Raw genomic sequence first — 23,359 nt, 5'->3', positions numbered from 1 at the left:
TCCTCTCACGCGTTTCCTGTGGCAGCGCGCACCAGCTTTTCGGCTGAAAAATCTGTTCGTTCGAACACGCCCGCCATCAGACCTTCGCGCATGACGATGGCGCGGTCCGACATGCCCAGAATTTCCGGCAATTCGGATGAAATCATGATGATCGACAGTCCCTCGGCGGCCAATTCGCTGATAAAGCCGTGGACTGCGGCCTTGGAACCGATATCGATGCCCTTGGTCGGCTCATCCAGAATGATGACCTTGGGCTGGGTGGCGAGCCATTTACCGATGACCACCTTCTGCTGGTTGCCGCCCGAGAGTGTGCCGACCGGAACCGAGAGGGCCGCGGCGCGCAGATCCAGACGCGAGGCATATTTGCGGGCGAGCGCAAATTCGTTGGCCGCGGCCAGAAACCCCTTGCGCGATGTCCGCGCCAGCGATGGCAGCGACATGTTCTGATAGATCGGCAGATCGAGCGCCAGCCCGTGCCGCCCGCGCTCTTCCGGCACATAGACAATGCCAGCGTGAATCGCGTCTTGCGGGCTGCGGATGGAAATCTGCTGACCATCCAGCGTCAAGGTGCCGGATGCGGGGCGGGTGATGCCGAACAGCGACTGGCAAAGCTCCGAACGCCCGGCACCAATCAACCCGTAAAGCCCGAGAATTTCGCCCTTGCGCAGATCGAAGGAAATGTCGCGGAACTCGGTATCGTGGCAGTAGCTTTTGACAGAGAGCGTCGTGGTGCCGATGTTGACGGCCTGCTTGGGAAAGGCATCCTTCACATCGCGTCCCACCATCAGCCGCACGATTTCGTCCTGTGGCGTTGCTTTCAGATCACCCGAACCGACCATCTTGCCATCACGAAAAACCGCGTAGCTTTCGGCGATCTCATAGACCTCATCGAATTTGTGGCTGATGAACAGGATGGCCTTGCCCTGTCGTTTCAGGTTTTCCACGATGCGGAAAAGATCGTCGATTTCCTTGCGCGAAAGGGCGGCTGTCGGCTCGTCCATGATGACGATGCGGGCTTCGACCGACAAGGCACGGGCAATCGCCACCAGATGGCGCTGCGCAATCGAGAGGTCTTTCAGCCGGATGGTCGGATCGATCTTGCTTTCCAGCCGCTCCAGCAAAGCGCGGGATTTGTCGTTGATGGTTTTCCAGTCGATCAGCCCGAAGCGCCCCCTGGGCGCGTGGCCGAGAAAGATGTTTTCACCCACGGAAAGCTCGTCAAACAGCACGGTTTCCTGATGAATGGCAGTCACGCCGGCGTCAATGGCGTCCTGCGCGCTGTGGAATGTGACGGGATGACCATCCAGCAGGATTTCGCCCTCGTTGGGGCGGTAGATGCCGGTGAGGATTTTGACGAGCGTGGATTTGCCAGCACCGTTTTCACCGATGAGGGCTGTGACCTTGCCGGGGTAGAGGCGGATGTTGACGCCATCCAAGGCTTTGACGCCGGGGAATATCTGGCTGATGCCGCGCATTTCGAGAATGGGCGAGGTGGTTGAGGCCTCGGGAGCATCCATGATTTTGGTTTTAGCCTGCATCATCAGTCTTGCCAGTCAGTTATTGGAGTTTGTGGGTGGGGCCACCCCCCTCTGTCCTGCCGGACATCTCCCCCTCAAGGGGGGAGATCGGATTGCGGCAACCTTTCGACCATCTCGATTGTCGAGCTTGAAGTGGCGCGCATGCGTCTTGCCGATCTCCCCCTTGAGGGGGAGATGCCCGGCAGGGCAGAGGGGGGGTAAGCCCCACCCTCAGCTCCATACATCAGAAAATCTTCGAGAACTGGTCGATATTCTTCGCGTCATAAACAAACGGATCGGCCATCGCGGCTTCGCTGTTCTCGCCGACCTTGATCTTGCCCATGCGTCCGGCTGCGATTTCCGAACCCGGCTTGCCGTCTGCTTCGCCCTTGACGAGGCGGTAGGCGATCTGGGTGGCGGAATAGCCAAGGTCGATGGGGTTCCAGATGGCGAATTCCTTTGTCGCGCCGGACTTGATGGCACCCGCCATTTCGGAGGGAAGGCCGAGACCGGTCACGAAGACCTGGCCGATCTTGCCCGCATCCTTCACCGCCTGCGATGCCGCCAGCACGCCGACCGTGGTGGGGGCGACGATGACCTTCACATTGGGCTGCGATGTGAGCAGGCCCTGTGCTTCGCGGTAGCTCTTGTCGGCAAGGTCGTCACCGTAAACGGTGGTCACGAGGTTAAGGCCGGGGAAGTCCTTCAGCTGCTTCTTCATCTCATCGATCCAGATGTTCTGGTTCGTGGATGTCGTGGTGGCAGAGAGGATGGCGAAATCGCCCTTGCCGCCTTCCAGATGCGCGGCAGCCAGCTGCAAGCACATTTTGCCAATCAGCGCGTTGGAAGAAGGGTTGAGCTGGAGAATACGGCCTGCCGGTGCAACACCGCTATCCCATGAGATAACCTTGATGCCACGCTGTGCCGCCTTCTTGAGGGCTGGCACAACCGCGTCCGGATCGTTGGCGGAAATGGCGATGGCATCCACGCCCTGCGCAATCAGCGAATTGATGACCTCGATCTGGCCTTCGGCTGTCGTCGTGGTCGGGCCGGTATAGATGATCTCGACACCGCCCAGTTCCTTTGCGGCTTCCTGCGCGCCCTTGTTGGCAGCTTCAAAGAAGCCGTTGCCAAGCGACTTCACGACCAGCGCGATCTTGATGTCTTTCGCCTGCGCCATGCCGCCAAAACCGGCAACGCCGATGGCGACGCTGAGTGCCAGGGCCTGGCTTAATCTTCTGCGTGACAGTTTCATGTTGGTTCTCCTCCCGATTGAACTTCATTCTCCGCTGCGGTGCTCCTCAAGCAACCGAAGCGGAATCCTCCTCGTCTGGCGGTCGCGTCTGCGCCGCCGCTGCCGGTCCGGCCACGATCAACGTTACGCCCGCTGCCTCCACCATCCGCGCCGCCTCATCTGAAATGCCCTCATCGGTAATGATGGTGGACACGTTTTCCAGCGGGCAGAGAATGAGGCTTGAGCGTTTGCGGAACTTGGACGAGTCGATCATCACGATCAGCTCTTCCGCCTGCCGCATCAGTTTCTGTTCGCTCTGAATGACCAGAGCATCCGATTCCATGATGCCAAGCGCGCCCACGCCCTGCGCGCCGATGAAGATGCGCCGCGCATAAAAATTGCGGATCGCGTCATTTTCGAAGGGCGACAAAATCAGGCTCTGGTCGCGATAGATCGCGCCGCCGGGAACGCTGACATTGCACTTGGAATGCTTGACCAGATGCTCTGCAATCGCAAAGGAATTTGTCATGACCTGCAAACGGCGGGCCGACATGTAATGCACCATCTGGAAAGTGGTGGTGCCACCATTGATGATGATGGCGTCGCCTTCCTCACAGAGATCCACCGCCTTGCGTGCAATTGCGCGTTTCTTGTCGATATTGACCGATTCAGAAACCCGAAATGGCCGTGCGGCCAGATTTCCGAGCTGTGGTGGGTGCACAGCCTCAGCCCCGCCACGCACCCGCCGCAACTTTCCCTGAACATGCAGGGAGGCGATATCGCGCCGGATCGTCGCTTCGGAAGCGTCCGTCAATTCGGCAATATCCTGCACCGTCACCACAGGCTTTTCCTGTATGGCGCTCAAGATGATGCGATGGCGTTCGCTTTCGTGCATGGGGTCCTCCTGATGGTCAGTTATTCGTAAAGTGCTGATGTTGTCAATCAAGTTCGATCAAAATAAACAATTGTGCGATGCAGCATGAAAATTTATGATCGTTTTTGATTGACATTGTCGTTTTGAATGCGCGATACCTGCCTGCATTGGGAGGCGGGCTGGTTTGAAAGTCTGCAGATAAACGACGTGGGAGGATATTGCGATGGGCCAGACGGGTCTTCTCGAAAACCGCTGGGATGATGCCTATGCGGCAACACTCGATGAGCCGGGCAAGCTGCTCTATCGCTCCAACCTGCTGGGTGCAGACAAGCGCATCACCAATTATGGCGGCGGCAATACCTCCGCCAAGGTGCTTGAGAATGACCCGCTGACGGGCGAAAAGGTCCGCGTCATGTGGGTGAAGGGTTCGGGCGGCGATGTCGGCACCATCAAGCTGGATGGCTTTGCCACGCTCTATCTGGACAAGCTGGAAGCCTTGAAAAGCATCTACAAGGGTGTGGAAGACGAAGACCGCATGGTCGGTTTCCTGCCCCATTGCACCTTCAATCTCAACCCGCGCGCCGCCTCCATCGATACGCCGCTGCACGGTTTCGTGCCGTTCGATCACGTCGATCACATGCACCCGGATGCAATCATAGCCATTGCTGCTTCAAAAAATTCGAAAGAGTTGACGCAGCAGATTTTCGGGGCTGATATCGGCTGGCTGCCATGGCGCCGCCCCGGCTTCCAGCTGGGTCTCGACCTCGAAGCCTTCGTCAAGGCAAACCCCGCCGCCAAGGGCGTGGTACTGGAAAGCCATGGCCTGTTTACCTGGGATAATGATGCAAAGGCCTGCTACGAACTGACGCTGGAGATCATCAACAAAGCCATCGAGTGGTTCGCCAAGGAAACCGAGAGCAAGACTATTTTCGGTGGTGCCGTGGCCAAAAGCCTGTCACCAGAACAGCGTCGAGACATCGCAGCCCGCCTGATGCCGGAAATTCGTGGCCGGATCGGTCGTGATGAGCGCAAGCTCGGTCATTTCGACGATCAGGATGCCGTGCTGGAATTCGTCAATTCCAAGGATTTGAAGCCGCTGGGTGCGCTCGGCACATCCTGCCCGGACCATTTCCTGCGCACCAAGATCCGCCCGTTGATCCTCGATCTCGATACGGCAAATCCCGATGTGGATGCGCTGCTTGGCGGTCTTGATCAGGCGCTTGCCGATTACCGCGCCGATTACGTCAGATATTACGAGACGTGCAAGCACGACAATTCGCCTGGGATTCGGGATCCTAACCCGGTGATCTTCCTCATCCCTGGCGTCGGCCTGCTGTCCTTTGCCAAGGATAAGGCAACAGCACGCATTGCCGGTGAGTTTTACGTCAACGCCATCAATGTGATGCGCGGGGCTTCCACGGTTTCGGACTATCAGGGCCTGCCGGAGCAGGAAGCCTTCGATATCGAATATTGGCTGCTGGAAGAGGCGAAGCTTCAGCGTATGCCAAAGCCGAAGAGCTTGGCTGGCCGCGTGGCTTTCATCACCGGCGGTGCCGGTGGCATTGGCCGCGCAACGGCGGAACGTCTTGCAAATGAAGGTGCCTGCGTGGTGCTGGCAGATATTGACGAAGGCGCTTTGGAAGCCACCAAGGGCGATTTCGAAAAGCGGTTCAGTGCGGATGCCGTTCGCACTGTAAAGCTTGACGTGACCAAGGAAGACGCGGTGCTGTCAGCCTTTGTCGAAGCCAGCGTTGAATTCGGTGGCGTTGATATTCTCGTCTCCAATGCCGGCATTGCCTCGTCTGCGCCTGTCGAAGACACCACACTTGCCATGTGGAACAAGAACATCGACATTCTGGCAACCGGCTATTTCCTCGTTTCACGAGAAGCCTTCCGGCTGTTCCGTCGTCAAAAGCTTGGCGGCAATGTCGTCTTCGTGGCATCGAAGAACGGTCTGGCTTCTTCGCCAAACGCTTCCGCCTATTGCACGGCAAAAGCTGCCGAAATCCATCTGGCACGGTGCCTTGCGCTCGAAGGGGCAGATGCGGGTATCCGCGTCAACACCGTCAACCCTGACGCGGTTCTGCGTGGTTCAAAGATCTGGAATGGCGAATGGAGAGAGCAGCGGGCAGCCTCCTCGAAGATCGAAGTCACCGATCTTGAGGAGCATTATCGCAATCGCTCCATGCTGAAGCTGAATGTTTTCCCGGAGGATATTGCGGAAGCGATCTACTTCCTGACATCGGATGCCTCGGCCAAATCGACCGGCAACATCATCAATGTCGATGCAGGCAATGCGCAAAGTTTCACCCGCTAAATGCGGGTGAGATAGGCTTATTTGCGCAGGATAACCCAGATGGCGTGGATGATGCCGGGAATATAACCGCACAGCGTCAGCAGGATGTTGAGCCAGAAGTGCAGGCCAAGGCCAACCTGAAGGAACACGCCGACCGGCGGCAGGAAAATGGCAAGAATAATACGAATTACGTCCACGATTGAATATCCCGTCTGTTTGTTGCTGCCCCCATAACGTGGGAAACGCCGGATTGGTTTCAAATGCGGGGACGCGGACCGGGAGGAACACATGGTTGAACTGAAGATTGCCGCCGATATTGTCGAGCGCGAGAACGAAAAGCGCCAGGCGGCCCACGGATCAGACTACGATGCGCTGGGCGAGCATCTGGCGCGGCGCAATATCGATATTGAAGCTATCACCGAGCAGGTATCGAAATTCTTCGTGGCCGTCCCATCCTGGGGTGTGGGCACCGGCGGCACGCGCTTTGCCCGTTTTCCCGGCAAGGGAGAACCACGCGGCATCTTCGACAAGCTGGATGATTGCGCCGTCATCAACCAGCTGACAGTAGCAACGCCCAACGTCTCGCTTCATATTCCCTGGGACAAACAGGACCCGAAGGCGCTGAAAGCCCATGCCGATGCGCTGGGTCTCGGCTTCGACGCGATGAACTCCAACACGTTTTCGGATGCTCCCGACCAGCCGCATTCCTACAAATACGGCTCGCTGAGCCACGCGGACGCAGCAACGCGCCAACAGGCGGTTGACCACAACATCGAATGTATCGAAATCGGCAACGCCCTTGGCTCCAAGGCACTGACGGTGTGGGTGGGCGATGGCTCCAACTTCCCCGGCCAGAGCAATTTCACCAGAAGCTTCGAGCGGTATCTCTCCGCCATGGGCGATATCTACAAGGCGCTGCCGGATGACTGGCGCATCTTTTCCGAACACAAGATGTATGAGCCCGCTTTCTATTCGACGGTGGTGCAGGATTGGGGAACGAATTACCTCATCGCCAATACGCTGGGCGACAAGGCCTTCTGCCTCGTGGATCTCGGCCACCATGCGCCCAACACCAACATCGAAATGATCGTCGCCCGCCTCATCCAGTTCGGCAAGCTCGGCGGCTTCCATTTCAACGACAGCAAATATGGCGATGACGATCTGGATGCAGGCTCCATCGATCCCTACCGCCTGTTTCTGGTCTTCAACGAGCTTGTCGATGCCGACCATCGTGGCGTCAAGGGCTTCCACCCGGCCCATATGATCGACCAGTCGCACAATGTAACCGACCCCATCGAAAGCCTCATCTCCAGCGCCAACGAAATCCGCCGCGCCTATGCGCAGGCGCTTCTGGTGGACCGTGTGGCACTCGATGGATACCAGCAGGACAATGATGCGCTGATGGCATCCGACACGCTAAAGCGTGCCTACCGCACCGATGTCGAACCCATTCTGGCCGAAGCGCGGAAGAGATCAAGCGGCGCGATCGACCCCATCGCCACCTACCGCGCCAGCGGTTACCGTGCCAAAATCGCTGGCGAACGCCCCGCATCGAAGGGCGGCAGCGGTGGCATCATCTGACGCCAGCTGAATGAGGCGCAAACCTTAACAAACGAAGGCACGCAAAGGCGTGGCTTCACGCATTTGTAACCAAATATGTCCTGCGTTAAAAAATCGTGTTTTCCGCCCCATCATCTTCACATTCACGTCTATGTTAGCGAGGCATGAAGAAGCCAATAGACAGATCAGGCCTGATATTCGTCGCGCTCCTATGCGTGCTCGTGGGCATCGTGCTGAGCATCGCCTTCCTTAACGGCGACAGACAGCTTTCACCGCAGAGCCAGGACGGGACGTTGATCCCGAGAACGACGGTTCAGCCGCAGCAGTGATGCTTGCGGCTTTCGTCATGCGTATTTTCGTTCGCAAAGATGATACGGCTCCACTAGACATTCCGCGGGGATCCCCCACTCCTTATGCAGCCTATGGATCATATCCACAGTAAGAGCGCGTTTCCTGTTCAGGACTTCTGAGGCGCGCGAGCGTGAACCGAAAAGCGCAGCAAGATCACCTTGAGTCCGACCTGTCATCTCCATATGCGTTTTGATCAATTCCACCGGTTCAGGCGCGTCGATGTGATAATGCTTGTTCTCAAAAGCTTCGATGAGCGTAGCAAGCACATCGAACCTGTCGGCATCAGGCGTTCCAAGATCAGGCGGATTGTCAAAATAAGGGCTGATCTCCGCAATGGCCCAAGCAAGATCAGCATCGGTTTTGATGGCGCGAATATTGTCCATTACACTGTCTCCGGGTCGATCTGGTCGTAGTCTTTATGAGTGCCGACAAACTTGATCAAAACGCGTTTGTAGGCATATGCGACATGGACAATCAGGCGATATTTGTTGCCTGAAATGTCGAAAATCACGCGGTTATCCGAAACGAAATCCACTGTTGAACCAAACGCTGTCTTCACGTCTGAAGGTCCGCTCCACTCTGCCTTGCTGACAATCGCATACCACGTCTTCAATGGTGTTTCGGCCTGAGCATGGCGCTCCCAAAACAGCTTCAATGTAGACTTTGCGATGATCTGCATGATGCAAGATTATAATTCATTCCCAATTTGGGAACAATAGCAAGTTGCTGATTTCGGGAATTAAATAAACGACGCATAATGTTCTGCGTTCTGGGCGAGTATTTCAACGAGAAGAGGGTTAGGTAAAATTGACCGCCGTTGAAAAGGCTGGTGCCGCTTGCAGGACTCGAACCTGCGACCCCATCATTACGAATGATGTGCTCTACCACCTGAGCTAAAGCGGCTTGCCAAGCGCCGAATATGTCTCGGCGCGGCGTATGGCGGGCTGATACAGGCATTGGGGATGGATTTCAAGCCTTGAATACGGGTTCGACTAAAAATCCCGTATCGCCAACTCGCGCCAGCTCCTTCATGCCAGAATGCGGGCCTTGGCGGCGTCGTATTCCCGGGCGAGCCGTTCGACCACGGTAGCAACGGGTTCCACGGCTTTCACCGCGCCCACGCCTTGGCCCGCGCCCCAGATGTCTTTCCAAGCTTTCGCGCCGCTGGTGGCTGCTCCAAAATCCATTTTGGACGGGTCTGCTTCCGGCAGGTTGTCGGGGTCCAGACCGGCTGTGATGATCGAGGCTTTCATGTAGTTGCCGTGAATGCCGGTGAAGTAATTGGAGTAGACGATGTCGTTGGCTTGGGCGTCCACGATGGCTTGCTTGTAGGCATCGGTCGCGCGCGCTTCCGTCGTTGCGATAAAGGGGGAGCCGATATAAGCCATGTCGGCGCCCATGGCTTGGGCTGCGAGAATAGCGCCGCCATTGGCGATGGCGCCGGCCAGAAGCAGCGGCCCGTCGAACCATTCACGGATTTCCTGCACCAGCGCGAAGGGGGAAAGCGTGCCCGCATGGCCGCCCGCGCCTGTCGCCACCGCAATCAGCCCGTCGGCACCCTTACGGATGGCGGAATTGGCGTGGCGGTTGTTGATGACGTCATGCAGCACGATGCCGCCATAGGAATGGATGGCAGCATTCACCTCCGGCACAGCCCCCAGCGAGGAGATGACGATCGGCACCTTGTATTTCACGCAAAGACCCAGATCATGCTCCAGCCGCTTGTTGGAGGTGTGAACGATCTGGTTGACCGCGAAAGGGGCGGCGGGACGGTCGGGATTTGCGGCGTTGTGGGCGGCAAGGTCCTCCGTCAGCATGGCAAGCCACTCGTCCAGCTGGCTTTCCGGGCGGGCGTTGAGCGCTGGAAAAGCACCGACGATGCCAGCCTTGCATTGCGCGAGCGTCAGCTCCGGGTGGGAAATGATGAACAGCGGAGAGGCGACCACCGGCAGTCTCAGATTGTCTTTCAATACGGATGGCAGCATGGTTCCTCCCACAGGCTTACGTTTACGCGCACGTAAGATGTAGCGAAGGCTATCCGATATGAAAAGCAGAAAATTGCGTGCTGGTTTCGGTTGCAACCTTTGAAGAAGCGCAGGCCAAGCGATAGTGCTCATAGCCTTAACTTGAACGTCTAGACGTTGCGTGAGGCGTGTTTTCCCCAAGCCATTCCGATAATTGCGAAACTCGTCCCTTGCGGTTGGGCAAACGAGAGGTTACCGAATCGTAAACGAAGGCGGCGCGCCTTGTTGCTTGAGTGACAGCGTGGATAATGCAGCGCCTCTTCGACGAAAAGCAAAGGACCGACAGTGAGCGGACTGGAAACGGCAATCAGAAATGCCCTGGAAAAATCGGACAGATCGAGTGCCGAGGTGCGGGCGCGTATTTACCAGTCTTCGCGTCAGGCGCTGGAAGCGGGCTTGCGCAAGCAGGGCATAGACGATCCCGAAACCGTGGCGCAGCAGCGTCAGCGGCTGGAGGCGCTGATTCACGCCATTGAAAGCGAAGAGCGCAATCGTCTTTTAAGCGTCGTCGAAGATCATGTTCGCCGGGAAGCAGCGCGGGCACCAACTCCCCCGCCGCCCATACGACCCGTCACGCCGACTGTCTCTGCACAGGACCAAGAAGGCTACGACCAGGACGACGTGCTGCCGGTGGACGCCGAAATCCGCAGTGAACGCGACGATAGCGAGCCCGCCGCCCACGATATTGGCGAAATCAGAGCAGAGCGCGGCGTAGTCGCACCCGATGCGCGGTCAAACGCGCGCACAGATGCGGCATCATCGCTTGCCTTTACCCCGGAACGTGCTGCCAAGGCGCGCCGCAAGAAGGGGCTGGTCGCACGTCTCTTCATCTATTTCACCTTGCTCGCCTTCATCGGCTTGGGCGCTTGGTGGGTCTATAGTTCCGGCCTGCTTTTGTCGCCGAGCGAACGCGACACCGGCGTGCCGAACCCGCCTCCTGAGGTGCAGTCGGAAGATTTCAATGGCGCAGAAGCAACGCCGCAGCCAAGCGTCGAAGCCGGTCGCGGCTTTTCCGATGCCTGGGAAGATGTCTTCAATGCCGAGCGCGGCACGAACGGCATCCAGACGGCGTCGCTCTCGGTGGTGGAGCCCATCACCACGCCAGCCGGAAAGGCCGTGCGCCTGACATCGCGGGTCGGCGAAGCGGACGGCAATGTCAGCATCACTGTGCCGGCAGACGTGCTGAAGGAAATGGCGGGTAAGTCCTCCACCATTTCGATTACGCTGCAATCCTCCAGTGATCGGCAGACGCAGCTTTCCGTCAGTTGTGATTTCGGCAGCCTCGGCGATTGCTCCCGCCACCGTTTCACAGCAACGCCGGAGCGGGCGGATATGCTGATTAACGTCGCATTCGACCGCACGCTCGCGCCCAACAGCCCGGGCCGCATCATCATCAACAGTGATATCGATGGCAATGGACTGCCGGTCAATCTCTACTCGGTCCGTATTCTGCCAGGCGAGTGAATGCTTCACTCCCCGCATCGACAGGGAGTGAGGGCTTGAGATCATGATTTCAGAAAGTCAGGGCCAAATCCGAGAATCTTCTCGTCGATATCGCCGATGACACTCTTGTCTTTACCCTCGTAATCCAGCGTTTTCAGAATGTGCCGGATGAGGTTGATGCGGGCGCGTCGCTTGTCGTTGGCACGGATTACGGTCCACGGCGCGTCGTCGATGTGGGTCTTTTCCAGCATCAAATCCCGCATGGCGGTGTAATCGTCCCACTTGGTCAGCGCTGCGATGTCCATGTCGGACAGTTTCCACGCTTTCAACGGGCTGTGCCGCCGATCGTGAAAACGCGCGATCTGGGTTTCGCGACCGATATCCAGCCAGAACTTGAACAGATAGGTGCCCTCGTGCTCCACCATCTTTTCCAGACGTGGCGTTTCCTTGAGGAAGCGCTTGTGTTCGTCAGGGGTGCAGAAGCCCATGACGGGTTCGACGCCTGCGCGGTTGTACCAGGAGCGGTCGAACATGACGATTTCGCCAGCCGTTGGAAAATGCGAAATGTAGCGCTGGAAATACCATTGCCCACGCTCCGTCTCGGTTGGTTTGGACAGAGCAACCACGCGCGCGGCGCGGGGATTGAGGTATTCCTTGACGACCGAGATCGCGCCGCCTTTGCCCGCCGCATCACGGCCTTCGAAGACGGAAAGCACGCGACTGCCGGTGGCTTGCAGCCAGTATTGCACCTTCACCAGCTCGATCTGCAAAGCTTCCAGCGTCTTGTCATAGTCGTCTCGGTTCATCTTCTTGTCATAGGGAAAACCGCCCGCAGACAGCTTGTTGTCTTCCACCCAGTCCGGCAGAACCGGGTCGTCTATGTTGAAGATGCGGGTTTTCCCACCGATTTGAAGTTCGACCGAACGGTCCTTGGCGTTTTCGCTCATCATCGCTCCCTGTGTGGCGGGTTCATCGTGCGGTTCGCCTGCATCAACTCACAGTCCGTGCCGAAGTTCAATATAGTGCGTTTCGCGGCGCGTGCCGGAAGATCAAGCTGTGGGAAAAGACACAGTGATGAATCTCTGTCATGAAAGAGCGATAAAAGGGTCGATACGCTGATTTCGGCGGCAGAGGAAAGCAGATGGCAATGGCGGTGATGGAAAGCGGCAGCACGCTGGCAAGATATTGGCATGGACTTCGCCGCAGCTGGCTGCCCATTTCCGTCGTCACCCTTCTGGCGCTCGTTACGCTGTCGGAACTGCGCACGCCCTATGTGCCGCTGGTGCTGTGGGTCGGCGCGGTGCTGGCCATTCTTGCAGTCAACTCCGGCAAGGTCGCCAAGGTCACGAAACGCGCGGCAGAGACGGTGGTCGACGAGGAGCAGGCGGTCAGCGAAAGCCTGATTGCCGGGGTGCGCTCCGGGCTGGCGGTTCTCGACACGCCCGTCTTCATTTTGGATCGAAACGCCAGCGTCCTCTTTGAAAACAGCGCCGCAGACCGGGCTTTCGGCACGCTTCCGGTCGGCTCGCATATATCGGGGCGCTTGCGGTCTCCGGGCCTGCTGGATGTGATCAGGGAAACCATCGCAACCGGCCAGCCTAATCAGGTTGAGCATTCCGAACGGCTTCCGTCGGAGCGGGTCTTCATCGTCCGCATCGCGCCTGCCGCGACCCAGGAGCAGGCTGGCGCACCACTCTATATTCTCTCCTTCCGCGATGTTTCGGAACTGCGTCGGATCGATCGCATGCGCAGCGATTTCGTGGCGAATGCGAGCCATGAGCTGCGCACGCCGCTGGCATCCTTGCGCGGCTTTATCGAAACCATGCAGGGCCCGGCCCGTGACGATCCCAAGGCGCGGGAACGGTTTTTAGGCATCATGCTGGATCAGGCCACCCGCATGAGCCGCCTCGTGGACGATCTGATGTCCCTGTCGCGGCTGGAATTGCGCGCCAATATCGCCCCGGATCAACGCGTGGATCTCGTGCCGCTTCTCGGCCACGTCAGGGACTCCCTGCTGCCGCTGGCCGAAGATCTTGAGATCGGCATCAATCTGCACATCCCCGAGGGCAAGGTGGAGGTGACGGGTGACCGGGACGAACTGGTGCAGGTGTTCCAGAACCTTGTGGAGAATGCCTGCAAATATGGTCAGGACGGCAAGGTGGTGGATGTGTTCTTGCGCGCCGACGCCGGGAAGCCGGTCGAAGTCAGCGTCGTGGACAAGGGGCCGGGCATTCCGGCAGAGCATGTGCCGCGTCTAACGGAGCGGTTTTACCGGGTCAGCGTGGCAGACAGCCGCTCCAAAAAAGGCACCGGTTTGGGCCTTGCCATCGTCAAACACATCCTCACCAGACACCGGGCTCGCCTCATCATTCGCTCGGAACTGGAGGTCGGCACGGACTTCACCGTGAGATTTTGACACATAATGCTTTTCTCATGCATTGCGGATAAAAATAGATATTGAAAATCAGATACTTGACCTGTCACAAATCTTTCACCCAAATGACATAAAAGGGTGTGGCAAGACTGGTTAAGAAGAGGCCGCCGGGGCAGCCCAGATTGGGCAAGAGGGTAAAGTTACTGCCGGCAGCGTCTATAAAAGCCCAATGCGGGCCCCATACGGGAGAGTTACATGAATATCGTAAAATTGTCCGCCGCCGCCTTGGTGGCCTCCGTTGCCTTTGCGGGTGCCGCATCTGCTCGTGACCAGATCCAGGTTGCCGGCTCGTCCACGGTTCTGCCTTACGCAAAGATCGTTGCTGAAACTTTTGCTGAAACTTTCCCTGACTTTAAGGCTCCAGTCGTTGAGTCCGGCGGCACAGGCGGCGGCTTGAAGGCATTCTGCTCCGGCGTTGGTGAAGGCACCATCGACGTTGCGAACGCCTCGCGCCCAATCAAGGCCGACGAACTTGCAGCCTGTAAGGCAGCTGGCGTGACCGACGTTCAGGAAGTCAAGATCGGTTACGACGGCATCGTCTTCGCCATGGACAAGTCCAACAAGGACGTGAAGCTCGAGCCAAAGGACCTCTACCTCGGTCTCGCTGCTGAAGTCGTCAAGGACGGCAAGCTGGTTGCCAACCCTTACAAGAAGTGGTCCGAAATCAACAAGGAACTGCCTGACGTTGCGATCGCTGCCTACATCCCTGGCTCCAAGCACGGCACACGCGAAGTCTTCGAAGAGAAGATCATGGCTGACGGCTGCAAGGAAGCTGGCGCAACCGACGCGATCAAGGGTCTCGTTGCCGACGCCAAGCAGGCTGCTGCAAAGTGCGTTGCTGTTCGTAAAGACGGCGCCGCTGTCGATATCGACGGCGACTACACAGAGACGCTCGCTCGCATCGACGCCAACAAGACCGGTCTCGGCGTATTCGGCCTCGCATTCTACGAGAACAACAAGGACAAGCTGAAGGTTGCAACCGTCAGCGGCGTTGTTCCAACGACTGAATCCGTTGCAAGCGGCAAGTACCCTGTGTCTCGCCCGCTGTTCTTCTACGTCAAGAAGGCACATGTCGGCGTTATTCCTGGTCTGAAGGAATATGTCGAGTTCTTCACCTCCGACGAGATGATCGGCCCTGACTCTCCACTGTCCAACTACGGTCTGGTTGCTGCTCCAGAAGCCGAGCGCAAGGAAATCCGCGCTCAGTTCGAAGCTGGCAAGATCATGTAACAGGTCTGGAAGGCGCGGCGACATCGTCGCGCCTTCCATCCATCTATCTGTTGGCAAGGCGCTGTGTGGGTTGACAGTTCCTATTTATCGCATGATCAAGCGGCCGATACATATGATGTATCAACCCGGAATGCCTGAGCCACAATAGGGAAGACGGCACTGTCGCAAAACCATCGAGCTAAAGAGGTTCGATGCGGTTTTTCGATGATCCGATGTGCAAGTAACAAAGCTGCCTGATACCGCATCCCTTTCTGGTGCGCCGAGGAAAGTCTCATGAACACATCCATTCTTTTGCTGATATTGGCGCTGATCGGCATAGCCAGCTATTTGCTGGGTTCACGCCGCGCTGTCGCCCTGGCGGGCGGTCGTCCGTCCTCCATGCATTCCCGTGCCGGTTATCATGGCTCCTATGTTCTCATATGGGCCGTTCTGCCTGCCGCATTCATTTTAGCACTTTGGCTCATCATCAGCCCCATGATCGTCACTGCGGCTGTCCGTGGCGAGTTTCCCGAAGACATCAAGGCGCGGTCCGAGGCGCAGCAGAGCCTCAGCTACGGCATGGTCGGTTCCATCGCGCGCGGCCTTCAACGGCTGACGGCAGACGAAACGGCTCAGGCCAAGGCCGATCCGGCCAAATTGCGTCCGCTGCTCGGCTCCAAGGGTGTCGCCATTGCCGGCGATCCAGAAGCCTACATGGTCGAAGCGGCTGAAACGCTCAACACCATGACGACGGCGAGCCGCCTTGGCATGGTCATCATCGTATTGGGCACGGCCTTCGCTGGCGCATTTTACGCCATGCGTGGCATCGCACCCCGGTTCCGGGCCCGCAACAATGTCGAGAAGGTCATTCTCGCAGCCCTGCTGCTGGCCTCGTCCATCGCCATCCTCACTACCATCGGCATCGTATTGTCGATGCTGACGGAAGCCATCCAGTTCTTCAACATGGTCCCGGCTCAGGAGTTCTTCTTCGGAACGGTCTGGGACCCGCGGTTCGCCGCAGCGGGCTCGACGGACAGCGCCGGTCAGTTCGGTCTCATTCCACTTCTGGCGGGCACGCTTTACATCGGCTTCGTCGCTATGCTGGTTGCCGTTCCCGTCGGTCTGTTCTCGGCCATCTACATGGCGGAATATGCCAGCCCTCGCTTCCGATCCGTCGCAAAGCCGCTGCTGGAAGTTCTGGCCGGTATCCCCACCATCGTCTACGGCTTCTTCGCGCTGACGACGGTCGGTCCGTTCCTGCGGGACATCTCCTCGCAGATCAATGGCCTGACGACCGGCGATTACACCAACTTCATTCAGGCGCAGAGTGTCATCACCGCCGGTTTCGTCATGGGTATCATGCTGATCCCTTACGTCTCGTCGCTGTCGGATGACATCATCACAGCCGTTCCTCGCACGCTGCGCGACGGTTCGCTGGGTCTGGGTGCAACGCGCTCCGAGACGGTCAAAAAGGTCATCCTGCCTGCCGCTCTTCCGGGCATCGTCGGCGCCATTTTGATGACCGCCTCGCGCGCCATCGGTGAAACGATGATCGTGGTTCTGGCCGCCGGTGTTGCCGCACGCCTCCAGATCGATCCGTTCGAGCCGATGACGACGGTCACCGTTAAGATCGTCAGCCAGTTGACGGGCGACCTTGAGTTCACGTCGCCGCAGACGCTGGTTGCCTTTGCGCTTGGCATCACCCTGTTTGCCATCACGCTTTGCCTCAATATCTACGCGCTCTATATCGTGCGCAAATACCGGGAGCAGTACGAATGACCGAGGTCGTTACTCCGGGCGTCATCGCCCCCGCCGCAACGAAGAAGGTCCGTCGCGATATCGGCATCAAGCGCCGTTACGCCTCAGAGCGCCGCTTTCGAACCTATGGTCTGGCGGCTATCTCCTTCGGCCTGCTGTTTCTGTTCCTGCTTCTCTGGTCCGTCGTCGGCAAAGGCTACACGGCGTTCCAGCAGACCATGATCACCGTTCCGGTCGAGTTCTCGCAGCAGATCATCGATCCCGACAATGTCCGTGCCCAGAACCCCGGCAAGCTGATGACCGCGAACTATCCCGTGGTTGCCCGCAATGCGGTGGCAAAGGCAGTCGGCGTGTCCTTGGATGATCGTGATGCCCTGAAGGCCGTGAATGCGATGATCTCCGACAGCATCCGAGGACAGCTTCGCGATCTGGTGGTGGCCGATCCTAGCGTCATCGGCACCACGCGCACCGTTGCCCTTCTGGCATCCGGTGATCTCGACAGCGTGGTCAAAGGTCAGGTCGATGTTTCCGTCAACGAACAGAACCGTCGCATCTCCGACCAGCAGCTCGGCTGGGTCAAGCAACTGACCGATGCGGGCCAACTGGCCAAGGAGTTCAACACCGGCATCTTCTTCAACGGCGCATCCAGCCGTCCAGAGGCCGCAGGTGTCGGCGTGGCGCTGATCGGCTCCTTCTATATGATGCTGATCGTTCTGGTGCTGTCACTGCCCATCGGTGTTGCCGCTTCCATCTATCTGGAAGAATTCGCACCGAAGAACCGCCTGACGGACCTGATCGAGGTCAACATCAACAACCTCGCAGCCGTTCCGTCGATCGTCTACGGTCTGCTCGGCCTGTCGGTCTTCATCAACTTCATGGGCTTCCCGCGCTCGGCCTCGCTGGTCGGTGGTCTGGTGCTGACGCTGATGACGTTGCCGACCATCATCATCGCCACGCGTGCGGCGCTGAAGGCTGTGCCGCCATCCATCCGTGCTGCGGCCCTTGGGCTTGGCGCATCGAAAATGCAGACGATTTTCCACCACGTGCTGCCACTGGCCATGCCGGGAATTCTCACTGGCACCATCATCGGCCTGGCGCATGCCCTGGGCGAAACCGCACCTCTGCTGCTCATCGGCATGGTCGCCTTCGTCGCGAATTACCCGACAACGCCGATGGACCCGTCCACGGCCCTGCCGGTACAGATCTATATGTGGGCGAACGAAGCAGAACGCGCCTTTGTCGAGAGAACATCAGGCGCTATCATCATCCTGCTCATGTTCCTCGTCGTCATGAATGTTGGAGCAATCCTGTTGCGCCGCCGCTTCGAGCGTCGCTGGTAAGCATTTCCTGAAAAACCGGTCTCCGGTTTTTCCTCTGGACGTGCGATGTAACGGAAACCGGGAGCTTGAGGCTATGAATATGTTGTCGGAAGCAGCAGTTGAAAAGGCGCTGGACAAGAAAATGAATGAAGTATCATACAAGATGATCGGCAAGGACGTTTCGGTCTATTACAGCGAGAAGCGTGCCCTCTATGATGTGAACCTCAATGTTCGCGAAAACACCGTGACGGCGCTCATCGGCCCGTCCGGCTGTGGCAAATCGACATTCCTGCGCACACTGAACCGCATGAATGACACGATCGATGGCTGCCGCGTTGCGGGCAAGATCACGCTCGACGAAGAAGACATCTACGATCAGACTATCGACGTGGTGGAACTGCGTGCCCGTGTCGGCATGGTGTTCCAGAAGCCCAACCCGTTCCCGAAGACGATCTACGAAAACATCGCCTACGGCCCGCGCATCCATGGTCTTGCCCGCAACAAGGCGGATATGGATCAGATCGTCGAGTCCAGTCTTCAGAAAGCCGGTCTGTGGAACGAAGCCAAGGATCGTCTGCACGAATCGGGCACCGGCCTGTCCGGCGGTCAGCAGCAGCGTCTGTGCATCGCCCGCGCCATCGCCGTTTCGCCCGAAGTCATCCTCATGGACGAACCCTGCTCGGCGCTGGACCCGATCGCAACTGCTAAGGTCGAGGAGCTGATCCACGAACTGCGCGCCAATTACACCATCGTCATCGTAACCCACTCCATGCAGCAGGCTGCCCGTGTTTCGCAGCGCACGGCCATGTTCCATCTGGGTCACCTGGTGGAAGAGAACGATACGGACAAGATGTTCACCAACCCGGATGACCAGCGCACGCAGGACTACATCATGGGTCGCTTCGGCTGATTGGCCGCAGGTTTAATCATTCGCGCCAGACGCTGGAGCCCTGCCGGGCTTGCGGAAAAGCGCATCGAAACTGGAGAGTTCGAACATGCCGACACACTCACATATCATGTCCGCCTACGATGAAGAGCTGAAGTTCCTGACCCGCCGTATCGCCGAAATGGGCGGTCTGGCAGAGCAGATGTGTGCCGATGCGGTGCGCGCGCTGGTCAACTCCGATGCGGCTCTGGCCCAGAAGGTCATTTCTGACGATACGATCCTCGATCACGCCGAGCGCGAAATCGGCGACAAGGCCATCGTCACCATCGCCAAGCGTCAGCCAATGGCGGCGGACCTTCGCGAAATCATCGGTTCGCTGCGCATCGCAGCCGATCTGGAGCGCGTGGGCGATCTGGGCAAGAACACCGCCAAGCGTGTCATCGCGGTTGCCGGTACGGGCGTTCCGCGCAAGCTGGCCCGCGGTCTGGAGCATCTGTCCGAACTGGCTCTGGTGCAGTTGAAGGAAGTGCTGGATGTCTATTCCACACGCTCGGCGGAAAAGGCGCAGGCCATCCGTGAGCGTGACGAGGAAATCGACGCCATGTACACGTCGCTGTTCCGCGAGCTTCTGACCTACATGATGGAAGATCCGCGCAACATCACGACCTGCACGCATCTTCTGTTCTGCGCAAAGAACATAGAGCGCGTGGGTGACCACGCCACCAATATCGCCGAGACCATCTATTATATGGCAACCGGCAGCCAGCCGGAAGGCGAGCGTCCCAAGGACGACAGTTCCAACACGCTCGGTGCGATCACCGAGTAAGCCTCGTCGCATCGGCCCGATCCGTTCGGTCGGGCTGGATGCGTAAAACCCACATGCCAATGCGTCCTTGCGGGCGCATGGCGTTCTCCCAAGATGGGCGGAGTCCTGAGCTATGGTGCCGAAAATCGCAGTTGTCGAAGACGAGGAAGCCCTCAGCGTTCTTCTTCGATACAATCTGGAATCCGAAGGTTATGACGTGGACACCATTCCACGCGGCGACGAGGCGGAAATCCGTCTGCAGGAGCGGACCCCGGATCTTCTGATCCTCGACTGGATGCTCCCTGGCGTTTCCGGCATCGAGCTGTGCCGCCGTCTGCGTATGCGCCCGGAAACGGAGCGACTGCCGATCATCATGCTGACGGCGCGTGGCGAAGAGAGCGAGCGCGTACGCGGCTTGGCAACCGGCGCCGACGATTACGTAGTCAAGCCGTTCTCGACACCGGAACTGATGGCACGAGTCAAGGCCATGTTGCGCCGCGCCCGCCCGGAAGTTCTGTCATCGCTGTTGAAATGCGGCGATATCGAGCTGGACCGCGAAACCCATCGCGTCCATCGCAAGACGCGCGAAGTGCGTCTGGGGCCGACCGAATTCCGCCTGCTGGAGTTCCTAATGGTATCGCCGGGTCGAGTCTTCTCGCGCTCACAGCTTCTCGACGGTGTCTGGGGCCACGATATCTACGTGGATGAACGCACCGTGGACGTCCACGTAGGCCGTCTGCGCAAGGCGCTCAACTTCTCCAACATGCAGGATGTTATCCGCACCGTGCGCGGCGCGGGCTACTCCATGGAAGCTTGAGAGCTTCAACACGCTCTGCGATGACGCCAATTGAGGGGTCATCAGCTGCGCCGAAACGGACGGCGTTCTCTATTAAATTGCAGAAAGCCAGGCCAATCGGAAGTCCGATGCATATCCTCGGCCATATATTTTCTCCCTCTTCGACCACCCCGATTGACAGTTTTGCGCGTTGATTATCCGCTACGGGCGAGACGAGGGAGGCTTGGTATTTGTTCAGCGAAATCAATTATATCGGAGATATTGATCGCCGATTTGAATGAACAGTGAATAGGGTTCCAAGTCGAATTTCAAATGACTGTCGCTGACGCCAAGAACAGGAATTTTAAAAATTAAGTTTGACTAGCTTCTCATAAACCTCTATCAATACGTCATCGATCTTTTGCTTGCTGAGCTTTGGTTACCGCGCGATTAGCACCGCGCTTTGAACTAACACTTCCTTTCAAAAAAATCGCTATATTCGCACACAGGGCACCTGTCCTGTGATCTGTAACTTATGCTTTGAAAGGGTTCATTATGACCACAGGCACAGTAAAATGGTTTAACTCCACCAAGGGCTTCGGCTTCATTCAGCCAGACAACGGCGGCGCTGATGCATTCGTGCACATCTCTGCTGTAGAGCGTGCAGGCATGCGCGAAATTGTAGAAGGCCAGAAGCTGAGCTACGATCTTGAGCGGGACAACAAGTCCGGCAAGATGTCTGCCTGCAATCTCCAGGCTGCTTAATACGGAATCTACTTTCCTTTGACCACGGATGTACTGGCACTGTTGAAAGTATGAGACCAACCGAGGTCAGGCAACGTTGCCTGGCCTTTTTTTGTGCCGCATGTCGGCCAGTCCCTTTAGGCGTCCAAAAGCGTGTCGCACGAAATGTGCAGCAGTTTTGCGATAATGATATGCTTGAATGGACGCGAGGCGCTCTGAGCCAACCACTTCACATCCCGTTTAGGTCGATGTGACAGAAAGGGAATTCCATGACAGAAACGTATAGCAAGTCTCGCCAGCAGGCGGAGATCGCTTTCGGTGCGGCGCAATCCCAATTTTTCGCCAAGGGCCATGCGGTTGACGAACTCAACTCGATCGCTCAAGCTCGCGATGAAAAGACGCTTCGGCTGCGTGAAGCGCGTCTTGCCAAGGAATTGCAGGACAGCACCACGCCTAAACCCACCCCTTCAAAGCGTGTCAAGAAATCCTGAGCCCGATCAGGCTGACACTTTCACTGGAGTAGAGATTTGAAAAATACTAAAAACGTCAAGAACAACGATCTTTCTGACCGTCGCAGCGCTGCAGCCGACGCGAAGGCAGCCCTTCTTCAGGCCTATCGTGCCGCCAAGGAAGCTGCCGAACCTCTGCGCGAAGCCAAGCAGGCCGAACGTATCGCCGCAGCAGAAGCCCGTGAGGCGCGCCGTGCAGAGCGCGAGCAGCTGAAGCTGGAAGAGAAGAAGCAGGCGGAAGCTGAAAAGCTTCAGCGCGAAGCTGAAATCGAAGCAGCAGCCAATGCTGAAGCCGAAGAGCGCAAGCTCGCCGAGAAAAGCCGCGTTGCCCGCGTGATCGAAGACGAAGCAGCCCGCAAGGCCGCACGTGACCTTCGCTACGCCAACCGCAAGGCCCGCCAGGGCTGATGCCGATAGCGCCACGGGTCCTTCGGGACGTACCAAGGGCGCTGTGAGTTTACATCGACATTGTGCAGTCTGAAAATCGATTTCGGTTTTCAGACCGATGCTTTGAAGTGCTGCGCGTCCAGCAGGGATGCGCCGCTTCGATCTTGATCAAAGTGATCACGGCTGCGAAAGCCGTTGAAGTTTTCGCTCCAATCCCGCAATCCAGATCGTTTGCAACGTCCGAGCATCCCCTCGGACGATCCTAATCCTGACTTTGCGCGACACTGTCGCCGATCAGCGACGCGGTACCTTCCCGACATTAAAACCATAAGACGGACACGAACCGTGACGTGGCTATGGCCAGCGAATGTATGATCTGAAACGAAAAAAGCGGGCCCTTGGACCCGCTTTTCGTCGTCAATGTCTGAAAGCAATTAGGCGCGGCGGCGTTCGCTCACGGGCTGGTAAGCCATCTTTGCGTGGAACTTGCAGTAAGGAGAGGATTCCGACGCGTCGCAGCCGCAAAAATGGAAGTCGTCCTTCAGCGGGTCGCCAACCGGCCACTTGCAGGTGCGTTCCGTCAGTTCCGTCAGCGTCAGGCGAAGCGATGTCGGCAGCGTGGCGTTGCTGACCGGTACATATTCCAGAACCTGCGCTGTATCCATGTCCATCTCGTCCTTCAGCGCAGTTGCGCCTGCGGTGCGGATGGTGGGACGGGAAGGGGCGACGCGTGCCTGAAAATTGGCGGCGCGTGGAGCAGCCGTTGCTGGCGCTGCCGGGCGCTTGGCGGCAGGACGTGTGGTTGCAACCGTGCCGCCAGCCTTGGCGCGGCCAGGCAGGTTCAGACGGTGCACTTTGCCGATGACTGCGTTACGGCTGACACCGCCCAGCTGGGCAGCGATCTGGCTGGCGCTCAGGCCTTCAGACCACAGTCGTTTCAGTCTCTCGACTCGTTCATCAGTCCAGTTCATGCCGTTTCTCCGCTGGTCGCGAAGGCAGAATCATTCTGCTATGCCGTGGAGCAAACCACGCGCAGAGTATCCGCCAGATTGTAGGTGACTAGGTCCGCCGCTTGCGATCTAGTAATTGAGAGTTAACCTAATCGTCGGCAGACTCCGTGACAAGAGTCGGGAGAATCATCTGGAATCGATTTTCCGGTTTTCCCCAACTTGCTGTGCTCAGTGAGTCAGAAAAGCAACACACTGAGGGCCATCCTGACGTCATTCCACATCTT

At 57.8% G+C, this 23,359-nt stretch carries 23 protein-coding genes and 1 tRNA gene; 14 read left to right on the top strand and 10 right to left on the bottom strand.

All coding sequences use genetic code 11. The annotated features are described in order from the left end of the window. Positions 1 to 5 precede the first annotated feature (5 nt). From QRN55_RS17160 to QRN55_RS17150, 3 genes are all read right to left on the bottom strand, one after another. Positions 6 to 1,541, bottom strand: a complete 1,536-nt coding sequence (locus QRN55_RS17160) for a sugar ABC transporter ATP-binding protein (protein WP_284777619.1) — start codon at positions 1,539 to 1,541, stop codon at positions 6 to 8. A gap of 220 nt (positions 1,542 to 1,761) precedes the next feature. Next, positions 1,762 to 2,772, bottom strand: coding sequence for a rhamnose ABC transporter substrate-binding protein (gene rhaS, locus QRN55_RS17155; RefSeq protein ID WP_173995996.1), 1,011 nt, complete (start codon positions 2,770 to 2,772; stop codon positions 1,762 to 1,764). 46 nt (positions 2,773 to 2,818) lie between these two features. Further along, positions 2,819 to 3,646, bottom strand: a complete 828-nt coding sequence (locus QRN55_RS17150) for a DeoR/GlpR family DNA-binding transcription regulator (protein WP_284777618.1) — start codon at positions 3,644 to 3,646, stop codon at positions 2,819 to 2,821. Positions 3,647 to 3,848: 202 nt separating this feature from the next. Here QRN55_RS17150 and QRN55_RS17145 point away from each other — a divergent pair, with 202 nt between their 5' ends. Beyond that, positions 3,849 to 5,942 carry a bifunctional rhamnulose-1-phosphate aldolase/short-chain dehydrogenase gene (locus QRN55_RS17145; protein ID WP_284777617.1) on the top strand — a complete coding sequence of 698 codons (2,094 nt, stop codon included), beginning with the start codon at positions 3,849 to 3,851 and terminating at the stop codon, positions 5,940 to 5,942. Positions 5,943 to 5,959: 17 nt separating this feature from the next. On the opposite strand, the gene QRN55_RS17140 is transcribed toward QRN55_RS17145, so the two are convergent. Continuing rightward, entirely contained in the window at positions 5,960 to 6,118 is a 159-nt protein-coding gene (locus tag QRN55_RS17140) for a YqaE/Pmp3 family membrane protein (protein ID WP_042618061.1), read from the bottom strand. Positions 6,119 to 6,209: 91 nt separating this feature from the next. On the opposite strand from QRN55_RS17140, the gene rhaI reads away from it, so the two are divergent. After that, the gene (gene rhaI / locus QRN55_RS17135; protein ID WP_284777616.1) at positions 6,210 to 7,502 is read left to right on the top strand and encodes an L-rhamnose catabolism isomerase; all 1,293 of its coding nucleotides are present in this window, start codon (positions 6,210 to 6,212) and stop codon (positions 7,500 to 7,502) included. Positions 7,503 to 7,645: 143 nt separating this feature from the next. Then, on the top strand, positions 7,646 to 7,810 hold the full coding sequence (locus tag QRN55_RS17130; protein WP_200925535.1) for a hypothetical protein: 165 nt from the start codon (positions 7,646 to 7,648) through the stop codon (positions 7,808 to 7,810). A 15-nt stretch (positions 7,811 to 7,825) separates the two neighbouring features. Here QRN55_RS17130 and QRN55_RS17125 read toward each other — a convergent pair whose 3' ends face one another. From QRN55_RS17125 to QRN55_RS17110, 4 genes are all read right to left on the bottom strand, one after another. Further along, complete coding sequence (locus QRN55_RS17125) at positions 7,826 to 8,215, bottom strand: helix-turn-helix domain-containing protein (protein WP_284777615.1); 390 nt, start codon at positions 8,213 to 8,215, stop codon at positions 7,826 to 7,828. Further along, on the bottom strand, positions 8,215 to 8,511 hold the full coding sequence (locus QRN55_RS17120) for a type II toxin-antitoxin system HigB family toxin (protein WP_111839929.1): 297 nt from the start codon (positions 8,509 to 8,511) through the stop codon (positions 8,215 to 8,217). The genes QRN55_RS17125 and QRN55_RS17120 overlap by 1 nt, the downstream gene beginning before the upstream one ends. 148 nt (positions 8,512 to 8,659) lie before the next feature. After that, positions 8,660 to 8,735 (bottom strand) — tRNA-Thr (locus QRN55_RS17115). A gap of 125 nt (positions 8,736 to 8,860) precedes the next feature. Continuing rightward, positions 8,861 to 9,817: an NAD(P)H-dependent flavin oxidoreductase gene (locus QRN55_RS17110; protein WP_284777614.1), complete on the bottom strand. Its 957-nt coding sequence runs from the start codon at positions 9,815 to 9,817 to the stop codon at positions 8,861 to 8,863. 324 nt (positions 9,818 to 10,141) lie between these two features. Here QRN55_RS17110 and QRN55_RS17105 point away from each other — a divergent pair, with 324 nt between their 5' ends. Continuing rightward, positions 10,142 to 11,320 carry a hypothetical protein gene (locus QRN55_RS17105; protein ID WP_284777613.1) on the top strand — a complete coding sequence of 393 codons (1,179 nt, stop codon included), beginning with the start codon at positions 10,142 to 10,144 and terminating at the stop codon, positions 11,318 to 11,320. A 41-nt stretch (positions 11,321 to 11,361) separates the two neighbouring features. Here the strand turns inward: QRN55_RS17105 and ppk2 are convergent, their stop codons facing one another. Further along, positions 11,362 to 12,246, bottom strand: a complete 885-nt coding sequence (ppk2, locus tag QRN55_RS17100) for a polyphosphate kinase 2 (protein ID WP_284777612.1) — start codon at positions 12,244 to 12,246, stop codon at positions 11,362 to 11,364. Between the two features lie 194 nt (positions 12,247 to 12,440). Between ppk2 and phoR the strand changes: the two genes are divergently transcribed. The 10 genes from phoR to QRN55_RS17050 all read left to right on the top strand — a co-directional run bounded on the left by phoR (position 12,441) and on the right by QRN55_RS17050 (position 22,146). Beyond that, positions 12,441 to 13,715 (top strand): phosphate regulon sensor histidine kinase PhoR, encoded by a 1,275-nt coding sequence (phoR, locus tag QRN55_RS17095; RefSeq protein ID WP_502871344.1) that lies wholly within the window; start codon positions 12,441 to 12,443, stop codon positions 13,713 to 13,715. Positions 13,716 to 13,928: 213 nt separating this feature from the next. After that, positions 13,929 to 14,963 carry a substrate-binding domain-containing protein gene (locus tag QRN55_RS17090; protein WP_111839925.1) on the top strand — a complete coding sequence of 345 codons (1,035 nt, stop codon included), beginning with the start codon at positions 13,929 to 13,931 and terminating at the stop codon, positions 14,961 to 14,963. Positions 14,964 to 15,236: 273 nt separating this feature from the next. After that, positions 15,237 to 16,721, top strand: coding sequence for a phosphate ABC transporter permease subunit PstC (pstC, locus tag QRN55_RS17085; RefSeq protein WP_111839924.1), 1,485 nt, complete (start codon positions 15,237 to 15,239; stop codon positions 16,719 to 16,721). Continuing rightward, entirely contained in the window at positions 16,718 to 18,040 is a 1,323-nt protein-coding gene (gene pstA, locus QRN55_RS17080; RefSeq protein ID WP_284777611.1) for a phosphate ABC transporter permease PstA, read from the top strand. Before pstC ends, pstA begins: the two co-directional genes overlap by 4 nt. A 73-nt stretch (positions 18,041 to 18,113) precedes the next feature. After that, positions 18,114 to 18,929: a phosphate ABC transporter ATP-binding protein PstB gene (pstB, locus tag QRN55_RS17075; RefSeq protein ID WP_284777609.1), complete on the top strand. Its 816-nt coding sequence runs from the start codon at positions 18,114 to 18,116 to the stop codon at positions 18,927 to 18,929. An 85-nt stretch (positions 18,930 to 19,014) separates the two neighbouring features. Beyond that, entirely contained in the window at positions 19,015 to 19,731 is a 717-nt protein-coding gene (phoU, locus tag QRN55_RS17070) for a phosphate signaling complex protein PhoU (protein WP_111839921.1), read from the top strand. Between the two features lie 112 nt (positions 19,732 to 19,843). Then, positions 19,844 to 20,527: a phosphate regulon transcriptional regulator PhoB gene (gene phoB, locus QRN55_RS17065; protein ID WP_111839920.1), complete on the top strand. Its 684-nt coding sequence runs from the start codon at positions 19,844 to 19,846 to the stop codon at positions 20,525 to 20,527. A gap of 513 nt (positions 20,528 to 21,040) precedes the next feature. Then, complete coding sequence (locus QRN55_RS17060; RefSeq protein WP_042617912.1) at positions 21,041 to 21,250, top strand: cold-shock protein; 210 nt, start codon at positions 21,041 to 21,043, stop codon at positions 21,248 to 21,250. A 248-nt stretch (positions 21,251 to 21,498) separates the two neighbouring features. Beyond that, the gene (locus tag QRN55_RS17055) at positions 21,499 to 21,720 is read left to right on the top strand and encodes a hypothetical protein (RefSeq protein ID WP_111839919.1); all 222 of its coding nucleotides are present in this window, start codon (positions 21,499 to 21,501) and stop codon (positions 21,718 to 21,720) included. 36 nt (positions 21,721 to 21,756) lie between these two features. Next, the gene (locus QRN55_RS17050) at positions 21,757 to 22,146 is read left to right on the top strand and encodes a DUF6481 family protein (RefSeq protein ID WP_111839918.1); all 390 of its coding nucleotides are present in this window, start codon (positions 21,757 to 21,759) and stop codon (positions 22,144 to 22,146) included. A 413-nt stretch (positions 22,147 to 22,559) separates the two neighbouring features. Here the strand turns inward: QRN55_RS17050 and QRN55_RS17045 are convergent, their stop codons facing one another. Continuing rightward, a complete protein-coding gene (locus QRN55_RS17045; protein WP_233135849.1) occupies positions 22,560 to 23,096 on the bottom strand; it encodes a GcrA family cell cycle regulator in 537 nt (178 codons plus the stop codon). Between the last annotated feature and the right edge of the window lie 263 nt (positions 23,097 to 23,359).

The sequence above is a fragment of the Agrobacterium sp. lyk4-40-TYG-31 genome, assembly GCF_030209855.1.
In the GTDB taxonomy this organism is placed as follows: domain Bacteria; phylum Pseudomonadota; class Alphaproteobacteria; order Rhizobiales; family Rhizobiaceae; genus Agrobacterium; species Agrobacterium vaccinii.
The sequence above is the reverse complement of the archived record's forward strand: the minus strand, read 5'-3'. Positions and strand labels throughout refer to the sequence as shown.

Bases quoted from the DNA above. Each gene is read 5' to 3' on its own strand.
- QRN55_RS17160 (WP_284777619.1), bottom strand. From the start codon at position 1,541: ATGATGCAGGCTAAAACCAAAATCATGGATGCTCCCGAGGCCTCAACC.
- rhaS (WP_173995996.1), bottom strand. From the start codon at position 2,772: ATGAAACTGTCACGCAGAAGATTAAGCCAGGCCCTGGCACTCAGCGTC.
- QRN55_RS17150 (WP_284777618.1), bottom strand. From the start codon at position 3,646: ATGCACGAAAGCGAACGCCATCGCATCATCTTGAGCGCCATACAGGAA.
- QRN55_RS17145 (WP_284777617.1), top strand. From the start codon at position 3,849: ATGGGCCAGACGGGTCTTCTCGAAAACCGCTGGGATGATGCCTATGCG.
- rhaI (WP_284777616.1), top strand. From the start codon at position 6,210: ATGGTTGAACTGAAGATTGCCGCCGATATTGTCGAGCGCGAGAACGAA.
- QRN55_RS17130 (WP_200925535.1), top strand. From the start codon at position 7,646: ATGAAGAAGCCAATAGACAGATCAGGCCTGATATTCGTCGCGCTCCTA.
- QRN55_RS17125 (WP_284777615.1), bottom strand. From the start codon at position 8,215: ATGGACAATATTCGCGCCATCAAAACCGATGCTGATCTTGCTTGGGCC.
- QRN55_RS17120 (WP_111839929.1), bottom strand. From the start codon at position 8,511: ATGCAGATCATCGCAAAGTCTACATTGAAGCTGTTTTGGGAGCGCCAT.
- QRN55_RS17110 (WP_284777614.1), bottom strand. From the start codon at position 9,817: ATGCTGCCATCCGTATTGAAAGACAATCTGAGACTGCCGGTGGTCGCC.
- ppk2 (WP_284777612.1), bottom strand. From the start codon at position 12,246: ATGAGCGAAAACGCCAAGGACCGTTCGGTCGAACTTCAAATCGGTGGG.
- phoR (WP_502871344.1), top strand. From the start codon at position 12,441: ATGGCAATGGCGGTGATGGAAAGCGGCAGCACGCTGGCAAGATATTGG.
- QRN55_RS17090 (WP_111839925.1), top strand. From the start codon at position 13,929: ATGAATATCGTAAAATTGTCCGCCGCCGCCTTGGTGGCCTCCGTTGCC.
- pstC (WP_111839924.1), top strand. From the start codon at position 15,237: ATGAACACATCCATTCTTTTGCTGATATTGGCGCTGATCGGCATAGCC.
- pstA (WP_284777611.1), top strand. From the start codon at position 16,718: ATGACCGAGGTCGTTACTCCGGGCGTCATCGCCCCCGCCGCAACGAAG.
- pstB (WP_284777609.1), top strand. From the start codon at position 18,114: ATGAATATGTTGTCGGAAGCAGCAGTTGAAAAGGCGCTGGACAAGAAA.
- phoU (WP_111839921.1), top strand. From the start codon at position 19,015: ATGCCGACACACTCACATATCATGTCCGCCTACGATGAAGAGCTGAAG.
- phoB (WP_111839920.1), top strand. From the start codon at position 19,844: ATGGTGCCGAAAATCGCAGTTGTCGAAGACGAGGAAGCCCTCAGCGTT.
- QRN55_RS17060 (WP_042617912.1), top strand. From the start codon at position 21,041: ATGACCACAGGCACAGTAAAATGGTTTAACTCCACCAAGGGCTTCGGC.
- QRN55_RS17055 (WP_111839919.1), top strand. From the start codon at position 21,499: ATGACAGAAACGTATAGCAAGTCTCGCCAGCAGGCGGAGATCGCTTTC.
- QRN55_RS17045 (WP_233135849.1), bottom strand. From the start codon at position 23,096: ATGAACTGGACTGATGAACGAGTCGAGAGACTGAAACGACTGTGGTCT.